13 protein-coding genes are annotated in these 17,222 nt (G+C 36.8%); 10 read left to right on the top strand and 3 right to left on the bottom strand.

Features of this window, described 5'->3' with window-relative positions:
* Positions 1–128: 128 nt before the first annotated feature.
* Positions 129–2,417, bottom strand: coding sequence for a Tex family protein (locus tag G500_RS23645; protein WP_425402043.1), 2,289 nt, complete (start codon positions 2,415–2,417; stop codon positions 129–131).
* Positions 2,418–2,869: 452 nt separating this feature from the next.
* Between G500_RS23645 and G500_RS0114565 the strand changes: the two genes are divergently transcribed.
* From G500_RS0114565 to G500_RS0114520, 9 genes are all read left to right on the top strand, one after another.
* Positions 2,870–3,985 (top strand): hypothetical protein, encoded by a 1,116-nt coding sequence (locus tag G500_RS0114565; protein WP_027003086.1) that lies wholly within the window; start codon positions 2,870–2,872, stop codon positions 3,983–3,985.
* A 200-nt stretch (positions 3,986–4,185) separates the two neighbouring features.
* On the top strand, positions 4,186–5,163 hold the full coding sequence (locus G500_RS0114560; protein WP_027003085.1) for a DNA-methyltransferase: 978 nt from the start codon (positions 4,186–4,188) through the stop codon (positions 5,161–5,163).
* Positions 5,164–5,377: 214 nt separating this feature from the next.
* Positions 5,378–6,292, top strand: a complete 915-nt coding sequence (locus tag G500_RS0114555) for an Rpn family recombination-promoting nuclease/putative transposase (RefSeq protein ID WP_154657169.1) — start codon at positions 5,378–5,380, stop codon at positions 6,290–6,292.
* Positions 6,293–6,339: 47 nt separating this feature from the next.
* Positions 6,340–7,197 carry an Rpn family recombination-promoting nuclease/putative transposase gene (locus G500_RS0114550; RefSeq protein ID WP_027003083.1) on the top strand — a complete coding sequence of 286 codons (858 nt, stop codon included), beginning with the start codon at positions 6,340–6,342 and terminating at the stop codon, positions 7,195–7,197.
* A 90-nt stretch (positions 7,198–7,287) separates the two neighbouring features.
* Positions 7,288–7,683 (top strand): hypothetical protein, encoded by a 396-nt coding sequence (locus G500_RS0114545; protein WP_027003082.1) that lies wholly within the window; start codon positions 7,288–7,290, stop codon positions 7,681–7,683.
* Between the two features lie 144 nt (positions 7,684–7,827).
* Positions 7,828–8,265 carry a hypothetical protein gene (locus tag G500_RS0114540; protein WP_027003081.1) on the top strand — a complete coding sequence of 146 codons (438 nt, stop codon included), beginning with the start codon at positions 7,828–7,830 and terminating at the stop codon, positions 8,263–8,265.
* 421 nt (positions 8,266–8,686) lie between these two features.
* The gene (locus tag G500_RS0114530; protein ID WP_027003080.1) at positions 8,687–9,454 is read left to right on the top strand and encodes a hypothetical protein; all 768 of its coding nucleotides are present in this window, start codon (positions 8,687–8,689) and stop codon (positions 9,452–9,454) included.
* Positions 9,455–9,686: 232 nt separating this feature from the next.
* Positions 9,687–10,529: an Rpn family recombination-promoting nuclease/putative transposase gene (locus tag G500_RS0114525; RefSeq protein WP_027003079.1), complete on the top strand. Its 843-nt coding sequence runs from the start codon at positions 9,687–9,689 to the stop codon at positions 10,527–10,529.
* Between the two features lie 146 nt (positions 10,530–10,675).
* Positions 10,676–12,733, top strand: a complete 2,058-nt coding sequence (locus tag G500_RS0114520; protein ID WP_027003078.1) for an N-6 DNA methylase — start codon at positions 10,676–10,678, stop codon at positions 12,731–12,733.
* Between the two features lie 115 nt (positions 12,734–12,848).
* Here G500_RS0114520 and G500_RS0114515 read toward each other — a convergent pair whose 3' ends face one another.
* Positions 12,849–13,538 (bottom strand): peroxiredoxin-like family protein, encoded by a 690-nt coding sequence (locus tag G500_RS0114515; RefSeq protein WP_027003077.1) that lies wholly within the window; start codon positions 13,536–13,538, stop codon positions 12,849–12,851.
* A gap of 193 nt (positions 13,539–13,731) precedes the next feature.
* Between G500_RS0114515 and G500_RS23635 the strand changes: the two genes are divergently transcribed.
* Positions 13,732–15,132: a DHHW family protein gene (locus G500_RS23635; protein ID WP_051203667.1), complete on the top strand. Its 1,401-nt coding sequence runs from the start codon at positions 13,732–13,734 to the stop codon at positions 15,130–15,132.
* A gap of 148 nt (positions 15,133–15,280) precedes the next feature.
* Here the strand turns inward: G500_RS23635 and G500_RS0114505 are convergent, their stop codons facing one another.
* On the bottom strand, positions 15,281–17,113 hold the full coding sequence (locus G500_RS0114505) for an ABC transporter ATP-binding protein (protein WP_027003076.1): 1,833 nt from the start codon (positions 17,111–17,113) through the stop codon (positions 15,281–15,283).
* Between the last annotated feature and the right edge of the window lie 109 nt (positions 17,114–17,222).

Genomic DNA, 17,222 nt, shown 5'->3' with positions numbered 1-17,222 from the left:
ATTGTGGCGTTTTTTTTTGTTTTTATATTAGACCGAAAAAAACAAGACCTCCACTCTGCTGCTCAAATCCTATAGGCACAAAAAGCCCATAGGATTTGAAAATAGAGCAATAAGCAAAATAAATATGCTTACTTTTTAAACTTGTTTTTCAACTGCATGCGCCAGTCCTGACCCTCAACCTGCGACTCGCCTTGAGCATATTTATCAAGGTGTTTTTCGGTCTTATTTTTTTCGGGATTTCGCTTAGGCGGTGCTGTTGGGTCTTGTCGCAAACTTAGGGAGATACGCTTGCGGTTTGCGTCAATCCCGATGACGGTAACTTCCACTTTTTGCTGTAATTTTAATATATCTTTTGGGTGTTTTATGAAAACATCTGACATTTGACTAACATGGATAAGTCCGCCCTCTTTGATGCCAATATCGACAAAGGCACCAAAATCAGTGATATTATTCACAATTCCTTTCAATTTCATACCAACACGCACATCATCAAAGGTTTTGATGTGGTCGTCGAAGTGGAAGGCTTCAAACTCTTGGCGTGGGTCGCGCCCCGGCTTTTCCAATTCTTTGAGAATATCCTGCAAAGTAGGCATGCCTACCGTTTCTGTTACATATTTCTGCACCTGAATTTTGTGGCGCAAGTCCTTTTTTTCCATCAAATCAGCAACAGAACAGTTTAAATCTGCTGCCATTTTTTCTACAATCCCATAACTTTCGGGGTGTACCGCACTGCTATCCAAAGGATTTTTGGCATTTCGGATACGAAGAAAACCTGCTGCCTGCTCGAAAGCCTTTGCCCCCAAACGTGGTACTTTTAAAAGTTCTTTCCTACTACGAAAAGCACCATTTTCGTTTCTATATTTTACAATATTGCCTGCCAATGCACTCCCCAAGCCTGATACATAGCTTAAAAGTTCCTTACTTGCCGTATTGACTTCTACGCCTACGGCATTTACACAACTCATAACGGTATCGTCTAAGGCAGTTTTGAGCATTTTTTGGTCTACATCGTGTTGGTATTGTCCTACGCCGATGGATTTAGGGTCTATCTTGACCAGTTCGGCTAAGGGGTCTATCAAACGTCTGCCGATGGAAACTGCTCCTCTTACCGTAACATCTTGGTCGGGAAACTCCTCCCTTGCCACTTCGGAAGCGGAATAGACCGAAGCTCCATTTTCGCTCACCACTACAATTTGCACCTGAGCAGGCAGCCCTACACTTCTACAAAACTGTTCGGTTTCGCGGCTCGCCGTTCCATTTCCTATCGCAATGGCTTCAATTTGGTACTTTTCTACCCATTTTTTGAGCATTTGAGCGGCTTTTTCGATTTGCTTTTGTGGCTCATTTGGATAGATAACACTTTCTTCTAAAAGTTTGCACTGTGCATCTAAGGCTACCGTTTTACAACCTGTGCGAAAGCCGGGGTCTATCGCCAAAACGCGCTTTTCGCCGAAGGGGGCAGCCAAAAGCAATTCGCGGACGTTGTCGGCAAAGACGGTGATGGCTTCGGTATCGGCTCTTTTTTTAGATTCGAGGCGGATTTCCGTTTCCATAGAGGGCTTCATAAGCCTTTTATAGGCATCTTTGACCGCCATTTGCAGCTGCGTTTTCTTTTCACTTTCGGTCTGGACGGGAATAAACTTATGCACTAAAAGCTCGATTGCCGCTTCCTCGTCGGGTTCGATATCTAAAAGCAAAACGCCCTCTTTTTCCGCCCTGCGAAGTGCCAAGATGCGGTGCGAAGGTGCGTGTTTGAGGTCTTCCTGCCAATTAAAATAGTCGCTATATTTTTTGCCCTCCTCTTCTTTTCCTTCTATGAGGCGGGTCTTGACAGTGGCTTTATTTTCGTATAAATTGCGCAAGGAAGCACGTGCTTGGGCATTTTCATTGACCGTTTCGGCAATAATATCGCGTGCGCCAGCAAGGGCATCTTCGGTAGAAAGTATGCCTTTTTCGGCATCAATAAGGCTTTCGGCTAAGGCTTTCCAATCTATGTTTTTGTCGTCTGAATCGGGGTCGAGGTGGGCGAGTAGGGCTTGCGCCAAAGGTTCTAAGCCTTTTTCGCGTGCAATGGAGGCGCGAGTTTTGCGCTTGGGTTTGTAGGGCAGATAAAGGTCTTCTAAAATTGCCATCGTGGGGGCTGCCGCTATCTGCTCTTTGAGGGAGTCTGAAAGTTTGCCTTGTTCGTCTATACTTTTCAAAATCGCCTCTTTTCTTTTTTCTAATTCCCGAAGTTGTAAGATGCGGTCGCGAATTTGGGTAATGACCACTTCGTCTAAGTGTCCTGTCTGCTCTTTGCGATAACGCGCCAAAAAGGGAACGGTCGCACCCTCATCTAAAAGTAGGACTGTTTTTTCTACCTGCTCGAGCCTAATTTGCAGCTCGTTAGCTAAAAGCGAAAGCAATTTTGTTTCCACAAGCATCTAAAATTAAATAAAAACGAAACGAATAGCGAAAAGCGATAGTTCAATTCGCAAAGTCTGACAAAATTAGTAAAATTGAGTAAAACACAAAAGTTTTCCGCTCTGTTTTTTATAGGCTGATGCCCATTTTTTTTCAAAAAAATTGCGCCCTTTGGAGAAAAGGAGTAACTTGCGACTGTTAAAGACGTACAAAGGTCTGGACTGCGAAAGTTGCCTGTGCAAATCGTATTATCGCAGGTGAAAAGTCCTTTGGGTACGAAAAAATTTTGGAAATGCGCGGAAAACTGCGTATTACTACATGTTATACGAAATTGATGTTCGTATAACATAGATTGGCGGCAATAACTTATTGATAATCAAATAGTTATGCTGCTGAGAAAAAGAAAAAGTTATTGCGCCAATCCACTCATTGTGGGCAATTTTAGAGAACGAAAACAGTAAACTGAATGACATACATAACAGGTTGGCGAAACCAAACATCAGTTTTTATTGCAGCAGACAGTGCGATAACCTATGAGCAGGAAAGTCTAGAAAATGCGAAAATTTGGAGTGATGTGTCCACTTTTGGAGAAACTCACATTATTGGAAATGACAAGGTTGTTCAAGAACAATGGTTGAAAATTTATAACTTTAACAATAAACTGATATTAGCATTTGCAGGCAATGTTTCAGAAGCCTATGAAGCCATTAAATGGTTAAAAATGGTATTGGAGGTAAATGAGCAACCCGATTTACGTGGCAGTTTTAAGTATATTTATAATACTTACCGAAAAATATCAATTATAGCAGGTTTCGTTGAAAACGAGCAACCTGTTCTAATTTCAGTTAATGCAAACGGTACTTCGGGCTATAAAGAGCATCTTGTTTATGAAGACGCATACAGTGGTACTATTGATGCTGAATTTATCAAACATACACAAGAATTTTATAACGAAATTAGAAATTCTGAACAAACAGACGAACAGATTTTAATATCAATGTGTAGTGTTATTCAGTCTTATAAGTATGTTAAACCAACAATTACAAACGGAGTTGGCGGTCTAATATCAGGTATAAGAGTAGATAAGTTTGGCGTTAGTTGGCAAAAAGATATTGCATATATACCTATACAATACAATGGTGCTATACTAAACGGTACTGAATTATCAGAAATATTTGGTAATGCAGAAATTATATCTGTTCTTATTAGAGATAACTTGGTGTTCGTAAATAATCCATATACACATTGGCGTTTTTCAAGAAGACCATTTGGTAATTATCAGCCAATTAGAATTTTAGAAAGTGAAAGTTGGAAAGAAAGTAGATTTACTTGGGCAAATAATTGGTCGCATAGCGTAAACCAACTTATTGATGAATGTACTTATGATTACTATGTTTTCATATCCAAGACATTACCAATAGTTATATCGGTCTTTTCAAAAGAGTTTTTAACAAAAAAGCAAGTATTTATGTATAATCAAGAAAAACAGGCGTTTATGTTAAACTCTGAATTGCTTTTAGATTTTCTTTTAAAAATTCTAATCCCAGAAGACGATGAATTTACAATAAAGACCTTTTTCTAACAGAACAGAAAAACAGCCCACAACATTATGTTTGCCAAAAGACAAGCTAATATGCTTAACTTAGGCTTTTGTACTTTCTATAAACTTTGTGCGTAGGAAAGTGCTATCAAGCTCACCTTTCGCAAACATTTTTCTGCCCGACAAGACCAAAGAATACGTTTTAAAACTTTTAGTCAATTATAGTAAAACTCTTTTAGATTATGTCGAACTTGACAACATCAAAACCTTACGCGATATTTAATCAGTCGTGTTACGGTCTTTCGCCTTTGTCCGAAAATACGGTTGATGCCCTGATTACAGACCCACCTTATGGGATTTCTTACCAAAATCACGAATGGGACAAGGCTCTGCCGCAAAGACAAATTTGGGAAGATAGTGTAAGGGTACTAAAAAGTGGTGCCTTTGGTTTGGTATTTTCCTCTGTCAGGCTCATGCACCGTTTGATGGTTGATTTAGAAGATAGCGGATTTATTATCAAAGATGTACTATTTTGGGCTTATCTGAATGGTATGCCCAAAAGTAGAGATGTAGCCTTAGATATTGATAAAGAATTGGGCATAGAAAGTAGAGTAGTAGGAAAATATAACTATGTGCAGGGCTACAAAAAGGGGGGGGCAGAAAATTATTATTCGGATAATGAAAAACTAAAATACGAGCCTAATTCAGAGTTAGGCATACAATATAAGGGAGCTGGTTTGGGCTTAAAGCCTGCCTACGAACCCATTATTTTAGTGCAAAAGCCTATTGAAAAAGGCTTAAATGTAGCCCAAAATGTAATTAAATATGGCACAGGAGCATTAAATATCGAGCAAAGTCGTATTCCTTATGCCAAAGGCGAAGGAAAAGTGGGTCATAATCCACATCCAAATGGCAGAGTAAGTGCCAATATTATTCGTACAGATGAGTTAGATGACGGCTATGATAAGTTTTTTGCTGTACCAAAAGTTCGCCAAAAAGCAGAAGATTTTAATCATCATCCTACTTTAAAGCCTATTGAACTGATGCACCATTTGGTTAAATTAGTAAGTTTTGAAAATCAAACTGTTTTAGACCCTTTTATGGGAAGTGGCAGCACAGGTGTATCCTGTTTAACACTCAAACGCAAGTTTATAGGCTTCGAATTAGAAAAAGAGTATTTTGAAATTAGTCAAAGACGATTGGAAAATACAAAAAATTAGAAAGAAAGTTATTTTAACTATAAAATAACAACGAAAAAGAATAAAAACTAATGACAACATTGCATTTGTGGCAAGGGCGGGCAGACGTGCTAAATTGAACTTTTGTGTTTTCTATAAACTTTGTGCGTAGGGCGAGGAAAGTGCTGCCAAATTCATTAGCCCCTATTTTAAAAGACGACACTAAAACGAGAAAATTCTAACAAAATTTGTAACTTTGCAGCCTAACAAAACCCTGCGGAAGATGAGCAAAGTCAATCCAAAAATAGATTTAGTTTTCAAAAAACTCTTTGGTTCAGAGGAAAACAAAGACATTCTATTGTCTTTGATTAATGCTATTTTGCCCACAGAAAAGCAAGTTTCCGAAATTACCTTAAAAAATCCTTACAACGTGTCGGACTATGCCGAAGGCAAACTATCCATTTTGGACATCAAAGCAGAAGACGAACAAGGGAATTTGTACGACATAGAAATGCAACTGAAAGGCTCAAATTTTTATGGTAAAAGGACTTTGTACTATTGGGCAAAAATGTTTGGTTCGCAAATGGATTATCTTACCAAAGAAGAACAAGAAAGGAAAAAACGCAAAACCTACTTCGAGCTTCACAAATGTATTGTCATTAGTTTAATGGATTTTGAATTTTTCGAAGATGATAAGTACCATCGCTGTTTTACGCTGAAAGACCGAGAAACAAACGAAATTCACCCTGACTTAGACTATTTAGATTTGTATTTTGTGGAATTGGAAAAATTTGAACATAAATATAAAACTATAACGACTATTTTAGACAGGTGGGCTGCATTTTTGAACAATGCAGATGTCTATTCCAAAAACACCCTTCCAAAAGAATTGGCAGAAATAGAGTCTATCAAAAAGGCAAGTGAAAAATTGGAGGTAATGTACTTGAACGAAAAGGAACGTGAATATTACGAAGCCCAACAAAAACATTACCTCGACGAAAATTCAAGAATACAAGAAGCAGTAGAAGAGGCTGTACAAGAAGCAGAACTTAAAAAGCAACTTGAAATGGCTAAAAATGCAATAAAAGAAGGTTTTGATAATCAAATAATAGCCAAATTGACAGGTTTGATGACTGAGCAAATAGAGCAATTACGCCACAAAAAGCAATAAAACGAGTGCTAACACTTTTTTTGTATCTTTGTAAAAAACAGAAAACTATGAGCAAAAAACTAATTCGTTTCGACTGGGCAATGAAAAAATTGCTACGTAACAAAGCCAACTTTGGTATTTTGGAGGGTTTTTTATCCGAGTTGCTTCGTTTTGATGTAACGATTGAGAGCATTTTAGAAAGTGAAGGAAATAAACAAGATGAATATGATAAATATAATCGGGTGGATATTTTGGTAAAAAGTCAAAATAACGAGTTGATGCTTGTGGAAGTACAAAACGATTCTGAAATTGACTATTTCCACAGGATGCTTTTTGGCGTATCCAAATTGGTTACAGAGTACATTAAAGAGGGCGAACCTTATGGCACAATCAAAAAAATATACTCCGTCAATATCGTTTATTTTGGCTTGGGGCAAGGTAAGGATTACGTCTATGAATACAAGGGCGAATTTGTAGGCTTGCATCAAAAGGATATTTTAACGCCCACAACTTTGCAAAAACAGGATTTCAAAGTAGAAAAAGTAGCTGATATTTTCCCAAAATATTTTATTTTGAAAGTAAATAATTTTAATAATACTGCCAAAGATACGCTTGACGAGTGGGTGTATTTTCTGAAAAACAGTGAGGTAAAAGATACTTTCAAGGCAAAAGGTTTGGACAAGGCAAAAGAGAAAATGCGTTACGAAAATTTGACAGAAGAAGAAAAGAAAATGTATGACCGCTTTCAAGAAAATAGGCGCATTGAAATGAGTGTGGAATATACTGCCAAGTTGGAGGCAAAGCAGGAACGAAACTTTGAAGTTGCAAAAAATTTAATTTCGTTGGGTTCAGACAACGAATTTATAGCAAAGGCAACAGAATTGACAATTGAACAAATAGAGCAACTACGAAGTACGAAAGCGTAAAAACCGCACTTAATGTTATAATGGCAAAAAATATTTTAGCATGTTTAAACCAATAAAAAAATCCAATCACTTTTCTTCGTACTTGGCATATTGATTTTCTCAAGCTGTGAGCAAACGGACGAAGAAAAACTCAATATAATATTAAATTCTGAGGAACTAACTATCCAACAAAATATCTATGGAGGATTTGGTGGATATTCCGAACAGATTTTCAACTTGAAAAAGGGTGAATATGAATTATTATTGATTATTAACGAAGGGACAGACTATCAGACTTTTGTTCGTATGGAGAAAAAGAAAGAGTTATTAAAATCGTTCATAAAAAACGCATATAAAAATAATGATTTAGACAAAAAAATGTCAAATTCTTGTATGACAGGAATTGACTCAGAATATATTATTAGAAGCGGCATGACAACTTTAATATTAAGACCAAATGCACAGTGCGATTCTATTTTTAATTTAATAATTTATGATAAAAAATAAAAAACTTCCGATAACAAAGCATATACTTTAGGACTAAGAAACAAAAACCAGCAAGGTTTTTGCTCCATAGTTGACTTTAGCAGATAAAGTGTTATTTTAAAATTGCTATTTTTATATAATTACAAACCATTAAAATATATTAAAATGAAACTAAAAACTATATATATTATCATACTATTTTTTTTAATGGGAATAGTTGTTTTAATAGTGGTAGGGTATAAAGTGCCGCCTGAGCAGCTTAAATCGACACAAGTTTCAAGTATAAACTCTGTGTCCGTCAATAATCAGGAAACTATTGAATTGACACAGCAAGAAATAGAATATTGGAACAACCTTGAATTTACATTAGCAACGACTGAATACCCGGGAGAAACTCCTGACTATGTTGTGAGTTTAATCGGAGAAAAAACTGAATTTATAACAATATATAATAAAAAAAATAATATAATATTTTTTAGCTTTGTGCCAGAAGTTAAATATGGATTTCTAAATTCTCCTCCCTCAGGTGGCTGGATAAAGCCGCTTTACAAAACCAAAGCGATAAATGAATTATTAAATTTATTAAAAATAAAAAATTTATAAAATAAAGTATGTGATTTAATACGAAGAAACAGCTACCAGCAAAATTTTTGCTTCATAATTAGCTTTAGCAGGTAAGACGACCTTTCAAAATCGCTACTTTCGAGCAGTTATAAGCCGTTAGGCACAGCTTAAAAAAAACAAGTTCCCGATTTTCAGACTTACTTTTTTTGTATCTTTGTAAAAAACAGAAAACGACTTAATTACCAATAGTCCTGCAAGTTTTGACAACAAAAAAGTAAAAAAAACTTGCGCCCCTTGGAAAAAAGGTGTAACTTGCTACTGTTAGAGACGTATAAGGGCTTGGGCTGCAAAAGTTGCCTGTTTGAATCGTATTATCGAAGGGTGCAAAGTCCTTTGGGTACGAAAAAATTTTGGAAATGCGAACTGAAGTTCGTATAACTATATGTTATAAGCCATTTTAATGAAGACGACAAAGACAATATTATTTCTAATAGCAATCGGACTTTTAAGTTGTAATTCTGACAAGACAGCATCTTATGAAAGCAAAGTTCCACTGACAAAGGAATTTTTAGTTCATCAGTGGATGTTAGATTCATTATATGGTTCAAAAGAATTTGTTCAGGATATAGTTTATTTCACACCTAATGACAAATTTGGGAGACTTTCTCACTACAGCGAGAGTCAATTAATTGACAGCTCACTAACTTTTAAAGACAATAAAGTGTTTGATAATGGACAGCTTAAATATTCAATATTTTCTTTAGATTCAAATAGCATAATACTTGTTACTACTGACAACAAAGTATTCCATTGTAGCCGTTGGAATGAGTATGAACAAGAGGACATAGAAAGATTTATCAAAACTAACCCGACAAAAAAACTACTTAACGGAAATTGGGTACTTGACTCTTCCGACATAATACCGACTCGAATGCCATCTTTTTGCAATGACTTGTATCCAGGGACAAAGTTTGCCTTTAATCCTAATGGAACATTTGACATTTATCCAAAAGACTCGACAAATAAATGCAATGGCTATTCATATCGCATTTGGGAGAATGAAATAAGTGTAACTGAATACGATATGATTATGACATTAGGAATAGTAAAATTATCAAAGGACAAATTAATTCTAAAATCCTCTTATGTATCAAATAACAATGGTTGGTCGGAAAAAATGATGAAAGCGAGACAAGAAGGTTACAATCTTTATCTAACACGACAATGACATTTGATTTGACAAGAAAAACGGCTTATAACACGGGTTTTGCGTCAAGCGGGCTGACGTGCAAACTTGGAGCATTGTGCTTCTATTTAAGTTCAGTGCTGGCTGGCAGCTTTGTGCTCCGAAACCCGCCCGAACGCAAAGCCCGAAAATGTTGCTACCAATTTTAAAAGAAAAATCCTCAAAAATAGCCCAAAATTCGTAACTTTGTGATAGCACCTAACGAAATACGACAATGGCAAAGTACATCAATCCCTATACAGATTTTGGCTTCAAAAAACTTTTTGGCGAGGAAGCAAATAAAGACCTTTTGATTGATTTTTTGAACCAACTTTTGCCTGCCCATCACCAAATTGCAGACTTAAATTTTCGCAATGTTGAAAATTTGGCAGATTTGTCGGCAGAAAGAAAAGCTATTTTTGATATTCATTGCAAGGCACTTTCGGGTGAAAGATTTATCGTAGAAATGCAAAAGGCGAAGGTAAAATATTTCAAAGATAGAAGTTTATTTTATGTAACTTTTCCAATCCGCGACCAAGCCCAAACAGGTGAATGGAATTTCAGGTTAGAACCTATTTATTTTGTGGCTGTTCTTGACTTTGAATATGACGAAGCGGAGGAAAAACGCAAATTTAGGCGTGATGTTGCGTTGAAAGACCAAGATGGAGATTTGTTTTTCGACAAACTACATTTCAAATTTTTGCAAATGCCCTTATTCAACAAAAAGGAAAACGAATTAGAAACTAAGTTTGACAAATGGTGTTACTTTCTGAAAAATTTAGAAAGTTTTGACCATATTCCAAACATTCTTAATGAGCCTATTTTTCAAAAGGCTTTCGAAACTGCGGAATTAGCAGGTTTGAGTGCAGAACAGCGTGCCATTTATGAAGAAAACCTCATTCAATATTGGGGCATGAAAAGTGCTATTGAAACAGCTATGGAAACGGCAGTAGAAGAAAATAAGGTTGAAATTGCAAAACGTATGATTTTGGCTGGTTCTGATGATAACTTTATAAATCAAATGACAGATTTATCAGTTGATTACATCAAAAAATTACGTGCTGAACTGAAAAAATAAAACAGATGAATTATGTTTGCAAACTGAAAGTCGGCGAAGCCAAAGGGCGGACTAATGTGTGTAATTTAGGCTTTTGTACTTTCTATAAACTTTGTGCGTAGGGCAATTCCAAAAAAAGCAAGTTCCTAATTTCCGAATATAAACCGATGGACATTTTTATCTCAGCCGAACTCAATAAGCCGAAAAAATTGATTTACAAGCAAGACCTTACGCCTATCAATAACCTAAAAGTTGTTTTTAGGGAGATAAGAGATTATTTTGCGGGAAACGTAACGGGCATAACCAGAGATGAAAAAATTGCTCAAAATATTATGCGTTTGCTTTTTTGTAAAATTTATGATGAAAAATATACAGAAAAGGAGCAATTAGTCAATTTTGCAAATAGACCTAATGAGAATTTGCCAGATTTTCAAAAACGAATTTTTACCCTTTTTGAAAATGTAAAAAACCAATATACCGATATTTTTGAAACAGAAGAAGAATTAGAAATTCAAGCAAATGATTTATCTTTTATTGTGTCTAAAATGGAAGAACATTCTATTTTAAACGCAGACCGAGATATTATTGCTGATGCTTTTGAAGAATTGATAGGTACTTCGTTTCGTGGTGGAGAAGGGCAGTTTTTTACGCCTCGCAATGTGGTGCAAATGATGATTGATGTTTTACAACCCACATCAGGCGAAAGAATTATAGACCCCGCTTGCGGTTCAGGGGGGTTTATTGCCCATATTTTACAACATTTAATTAAAAATAAAGCCTCAAATTATTATCTTTCAGGTATTGATAAAGATTTATTTTTATCTAAGTTAGCTAAAATTTATCTGACTATTTTGGGTGAAAGTGAATATCATATTTTTTGTGAAAACAGTCTTGAAGTGCCTACCTTGTGGAAACCTGAAACGCAAAATAATATTCAATTAGGGAGTTTTGATTTAATTTTAGCAAACCCACCTTTTGGAGCAAAAATTCCTGTCATTGGCGAAAATCTATTGAAACAATACGAATTAGGCTACTTTTGGCAAGAAAATAATATACAAAGCGGAATAGACCAAAACAAGGGTAAATATCTAATAACCAAAGAATTAAGAGAAAAACAACCACCTCAAATTTTGTTTATTGAACGCATTATACAACTTCTGAAAAATGGCGGAAGGGCAGGTATTGTTTTGCCCGAAGGCGTTTTTGGTAATCCGTCAGACCGTTATGTTTGGGAATATGTGAAAAAATATTGTTCTATTTTGGGTATTATTTCGCTTTCCCAAGAAACTTTCCAACCCAGTACGCACACCAAAACAAGCGTAGTTTTTTTAGAAAAAAAGCCAAATAATCGCAGTCAAGTGTTTATGGCAATCGCCAAAAATATAGGACACGATAAAAATGGAAAACCAACTTTTAAGTTTAATAAAGATGGTTCATATATTTTTGACAAGCAAGGCAACAAAATTCTTGATGATGAAACCCCCGAAATTGCTCAAAATTTTATAAAGTTTTTAAGTGGAAATTTAGAAGAAGAAAGCGTTTTAGGTTTTGCAGTACCTACCACAGAAACTGAAAATCATATTTATATTCCTGAAACCTATAAGCCCGAAGTAAAACAAATATTAAATCAAATTAAAAAAAGTGGTTTGTATGATTTAGTAAAAGTAGGAGATTTGGTAGAAAGAGGGATTTTACAAATCAAAAGGGGCAATGAAATAGGCTCAAAATACTATGGAACAGGTGATGTGCCTTTTGTGCGAACTACCGATATTGTGAATTGGGAAATTAAGGCAAATCCCATAAAATCAGTAGCCGAAGAAATTTATCTTCAATACAAAAAACAACAAGATGTAAGAGAAAATGATATTTTGTTTGTCAATGATGGTACTTTTTTAATTGGTAGAAGCGCAATTTTAACCAGAAACGACACAAAGTGCATCATTCAAAGTCATTTGCGAAAAATTAGGGTATTACAAATGAACGAATTAAATCCATTTTATTTATTCTATTTGCTCAACTCAAACATAGTACAAAAACAAGTAGAAATGCTTACTTTCGTGCAGGCTACACTTTCCACTTTGGGCAATAGGATTATGGATTTGCAGTTGCCTATTCACAAAGATAAAAATGAAATTGTGAGAATTGGCAATGAAGTACAAGCCATTATTGAATTGAAAAAACAGCTCAAAGAAAGAACTAATGTATTGATAAATAATAGCTTATGAAACTATGTTTATACCTACTATTCTATTTGTGGCAAAGTAGACTAAAACAAAAATATAAATAAAATAGCACGAAAAAATATAAAAAAAGCTCCAATAGGAGCTTTTAATTTTGAATTTAAAAATTAGCTTGTTTTTTCAAAAAATCAACAACAATTTTAGGGTCTAATTTGTCGTAATCGTGAATGGCTACAAAGTCGAAGATAATCTTGCCTTTTGTATCTACAATATAAGTGGCAGAGGCAGGTAGGGCGACAACGTCAGGGGTAGTACCATTATATAGTTCTAAATCAATTCCGAATTTTTTATAGACCTCGTATAAATAATTTGGAATTTTGTATCTAATACCAAAAAGATGTGCAACCTCCGCATTTTTGTCGCTTAAAACTTCAAATCCTAAATTAAATTTTTCTTTGGTAGAAAGCGTATAATCGGGCGTTTGGGCAGAAATAGCAACCAAAAGAGCGGGCGCATTTTCGATTTGACTCAAATGCTGCTGCAAACTGCGAAGTTGAAGGCTGCAAAAAGGACACCACTGTCCTCGATAAAAGGTAATGACAAGTGGCTTTTTTTGGTATAAATCGCGAATCGCTACCTGCTTGCCTTCGTGATTGGGTAAGGAAAAATTGGGAATAGTTGCTCCTTTTCGCAAGGCAGTTTTGGGAATGTCGGTCAGCTCTGCGTATTCTACCGTTTGGCGAACGGTTGCCTGCTCGTCTTTGTCAAGTGTAGCTAAATCCTGCTCCATTTTTTGTTTTTCTTGGGCAAGTTCTTGGCTAAAATTGAAGTTTTGAGTATCAAGAAGCATTTGAGAAAGGGGTTTAGATTAGGAATACCCATCTAATACGCAAGTTCTTGCCCTGACGTTGTATCAAAATTCGTTAAAAATGAGTAGTTTTGCAAGTCCTTTTTAGCCCTCCTGCTGCTTTGTTTCTCTTTCTTTTTTCTTTGTGTTTTCTTGTTTTTCAAATTTATTGTTGTTTTATTTCAACTTTATATCCATGTCTAATTCAAACGCCAATTTGAGTGCTACCACAAAGACCCAAAAACTTGAAAAACGGTACGCCCTTTATTTTAATAGCATTTTATTTTCTGTTTTATTAGGTTTTTTAGGGATTTTATTTTTTGCAAGCCCTCTTTTTGGGAAACGCCCCCAAGTTTCGGAAAGTGAAAAGCGAAAACTTGCCCAGATGCCGAGCCTAAGTGTGAGCAATTTCTTTTCGGGGAAATATTTAGATAGCATAGACCTATATTTTGCAGATAACTTCCCTTTTCGTGAAAATTTTGTAGCCTTCGCCTTTGAGATTAAGCAAAACAAGGGCATTAGGTCTGAAGAGATTGGCTTTTATGGAGGTGAAATTGTACTAAATCCTGAATTAGAGGAAAACCTAAAAAACGAAGCCGACAGCCTACTTGCCGCCGAGAAAAGCACAGATACCTTGCGCCAACTTCGCTTAGAAGACAGCACAAGCGCGGAAAACGTTGAAAATGAGGAAGTTATTGCACAAGAAAGCGAGGTTACGCGCAGTCATGGCATGCTTATCTACAACGGCATGGCAATCCAACTTTTCGGGGGAACAGAAAAAACAGCACAGACTTTTATTGAGGCTTCTAACGCCTATTACGAAAAAATAGGAGATAAAGCAACTATTTATAGTTTAATCGTACCAATTCATGCTGAATTTTATCTTCCCGATAACTACCGCAAACATAGCCGCTCGGAAAGCAAAAATATCAACTATATTTATTCAAAACTCAACGAAAACATACAGACCGTTTCCGCCTTAGAGGAGATGCGTCCGCATAAAGATGAGTACCTATATTTCAATACCGACCACCACTGGACAGGCTTAGGGGCTTACTATGCTTATCGTGCCTTTTGCAAAACTGCAAAGCTAAGTGCCTTACCCTTAGACAGTTTGGAGCGAAAAGTAATTCCAAACTTTTTAGGCTCTTTGTATAGAATGACGCGCGACAGTCGCCTAAAAGAAAAAGGCGATTCGGTAGTTTATTACAAAATTCCTTACACGACAACGGCAGAGGCTTTTTCGGCTACTAATTTGGTAAAAGGTAGGAAATGCAGTCTTTATTCTGAACTATATGCCAAAGGCGCGAATAGTTATGGCGTTTTTTTAGGGGCAGATTTTCCTATGATGCGGATAGACTCCCCTCAAATTCAGACGGGTAGGCGAGCGATTATTCTAAAAAATTCCTACGGAAACCCTTTCACAACCTACCTACCTGCCCATTTTGAAAAGGTCTTTGTGATAGACTATCGCTATTTTAAAGGCAGTATCAGCAAGTTGGTAGAAGAACACGATATTACGGACGTGATTTTGTTTAATGTTTCTTCTTTGGCAAATACAACTTCACATGCCCGCCTTTTGAAAAAGATTTTATAGGATAAAAATTATAAATAAAACTTTATTTAAAATTTTAGATAAAGTTTAAGAAATGTTACAAAATACTACAATAGAGTTTAGTCTATTTTAAAAATTTGAAAATCAAAAGTTTAATAGACCAAACCCTACAAACCTCACTTTTATAGGCTCAATCGGGCTGCTCTTTTCGTTGCAATTTTCGCTGAATCATGTGCTTTCGGACACTTTCTATGTCGCTTTTCGGAATGGCATTGATGAGCGTTTGGGTATATTCATTTTGGGCTTTGTCATAAATATTTTCAGGAAAATCTAATTCTACGATTTTACCATCTTGCATTACCATAATCCTATCAGCGATAAATCGAACCACAGAAAGGTCGTGCGAAATAAAAATATAAGTAAGTCCAAATTGTTCCTTCAACGCATTCAAAAGGTTCAAGACCTGCGCCTGCACCGACACATCTAAGGCAGAAACCGATTCATCACAAATGATAAACTTGGGTTCTAATGCCAATGAACGCGCAATGGCAATGCGCTGCCGCTGCCCACCCGAAAATTCGTGTGGATAACGATGGTAATGAGCAGGATTGAGATTGACTAAATTTAAAATTTCCATCACGCGCTCTCGTCGCGCCCTTTCGCTTGCCCCAATCTGGTAAATGCGCATCGGCTCGGAAATAATTTCGCCTATGGTCAGGCGCGGATTGAGCGAACTATAAGGGTCTTGAAAGATAATTTGCATATCTTTTCTAACCATTCTCAACTCTTTTTGCGAAAGTTCATGAATTTTTCTCCCCTCAAAGATAATATCTCCTGCCGTTGGCTCTATCAGGCGCAAGATGGTGCGCCCCAAAGTAGTCTTACCGCAGCCCGATTCGCCTACAATGGCTAAGGTTTCGCCCTGATAAACATCAAAAGAAAGGTCATCGACAGCTTTTTTAAAAGTCTTGCTTCGTTTCCAAAAAAAGCCGCCCTCTTGCTCTTCGTAGTGCTTTGATAAATTTTTAATACTTAGGATAGGATTTTTTAGGTATAATCTTTCACGCTTTTTAATAATTTCTGATTCCGTTTGATAATTGAACATAATCGCCTGCCCTACATCTTTGAATTTCACTTCGGCAAGCTCGGCAATATTTCCCGTCTCGTCGGTTCGCATAAAATCAGAAACCGTTGGCAGCACTTTCAAACGCACATCTAAGCGCGGACGGCACGCCAAAAGCCCCTTGGTGTAAGCGTGTTGGGGGTTATTGAAAAGCTCAAAAACGCCATTTTCCTCTACTGCTTTGCCCTGATACAAGACCAAAACCCTATCGGCAATCTCTGCCACTACGCCCAAATCGTGCGTAATAAAAATGATAGACATGTTTTCGTCCTGCCGCAAAGATTTTAAAATATCTAAAATCGTTGCCTGCACCGTTACATCAAGCGCAGTTGTAGGCTCGTCAGCAATAAGCAAAAGCGGCTTACAAGCCAATGCCATCGCTATCATCACGCGCTGCTTCTGACCGCCCGAAAGCTCATGCGGAAAAGATTTGAAGATGCGCTCTGGATTTGAAAAGCGCACTTTTTCGAAAAGCCCTAAGACGCGATTTTTTGCAGAACGGCGCGAAGACTTTTCGTCGTGCCTTAAAATCACCTCCATCACCTGCTCGCCACAAGTATAAACAGGATTGAGAGAAGACATCGGTTCTTGAAAAATCATCGATATTTCATTGCCTCGAAGGTGGTGCAGCTTTTCGCGCGAAAGCGACATAAGGTCTATCTGCCCATAAGACTTCGAGCCAAAGACGATACTGCCCTGCATGCGTGCCGTATCTTGGGGCAACAGGCGCAAAATAGAGAGCAGGGAAACGCTCTTTCCCGACCCCGATTCGCCCACAATCGCCAACGTATCGCCCTTTTGTAGGCGAAAGCTCAAATCCTGAACAGCCGTTTGTTCGCCCCGCTCGGTCTGGAAGCGCACTTGTAAATTATGGACGGTAAGCAGAGCATCATCAGTCATACAATCTAAAAATAGGGTTCGAAAATTTTACAAGAAGCAAGATAGCCTTTCACAAGCAAAGATACAAGATTTTTTGTATTTTCAATCGCCTCTCTTATTTCTGACCAAG

The sequence above is a fragment of the Hugenholtzia roseola DSM 9546 genome (assembly GCF_000422585.1).
Taxonomy (GTDB): domain Bacteria; phylum Bacteroidota; class Bacteroidia; order Cytophagales; family Bernardetiaceae; genus Hugenholtzia; species Hugenholtzia roseola.
This window is presented reverse-complemented; position numbering and strand designations above follow the sequence as displayed.

Coding starts and splice junctions, on each gene's coding strand:
- G500_RS0114525 (WP_027003079.1), top strand. CDS start 9,687: ATGGCAAAGTACATCAATCCCTATACAGATTTTGGCTTCAAAAAACTT.
- G500_RS0114530 (WP_027003080.1), top strand. CDS start 8,687: ATGAAGACGACAAAGACAATATTATTTCTAATAGCAATCGGACTTTTA.
- G500_RS0114540 (WP_027003081.1), top strand. CDS start 7,828: ATGAAACTAAAAACTATATATATTATCATACTATTTTTTTTAATGGGA.
- G500_RS0114550 (WP_027003083.1), top strand. CDS start 6,340: ATGAGCAAAAAACTAATTCGTTTCGACTGGGCAATGAAAAAATTGCTA.
- G500_RS23635 (WP_051203667.1), top strand. CDS start 13,732: ATGTCTAATTCAAACGCCAATTTGAGTGCTACCACAAAGACCCAAAAA.
- G500_RS0114520 (WP_027003078.1), top strand. CDS start 10,676: ATGGACATTTTTATCTCAGCCGAACTCAATAAGCCGAAAAAATTGATT.
- G500_RS0114515 (WP_027003077.1), bottom strand. CDS start 13,538: ATGCTTCTTGATACTCAAAACTTCAATTTTAGCCAAGAACTTGCCCAA.
- G500_RS0114560 (WP_027003085.1), top strand. CDS start 4,186: ATGTCGAACTTGACAACATCAAAACCTTACGCGATATTTAATCAGTCG.
- G500_RS0114505 (WP_027003076.1), bottom strand. CDS start 17,113: ATGACTGATGATGCTCTGCTTACCGTCCATAATTTACAAGTGCGCTTC.
- G500_RS0114565 (WP_027003086.1), top strand. CDS start 2,870: ATGACATACATAACAGGTTGGCGAAACCAAACATCAGTTTTTATTGCA.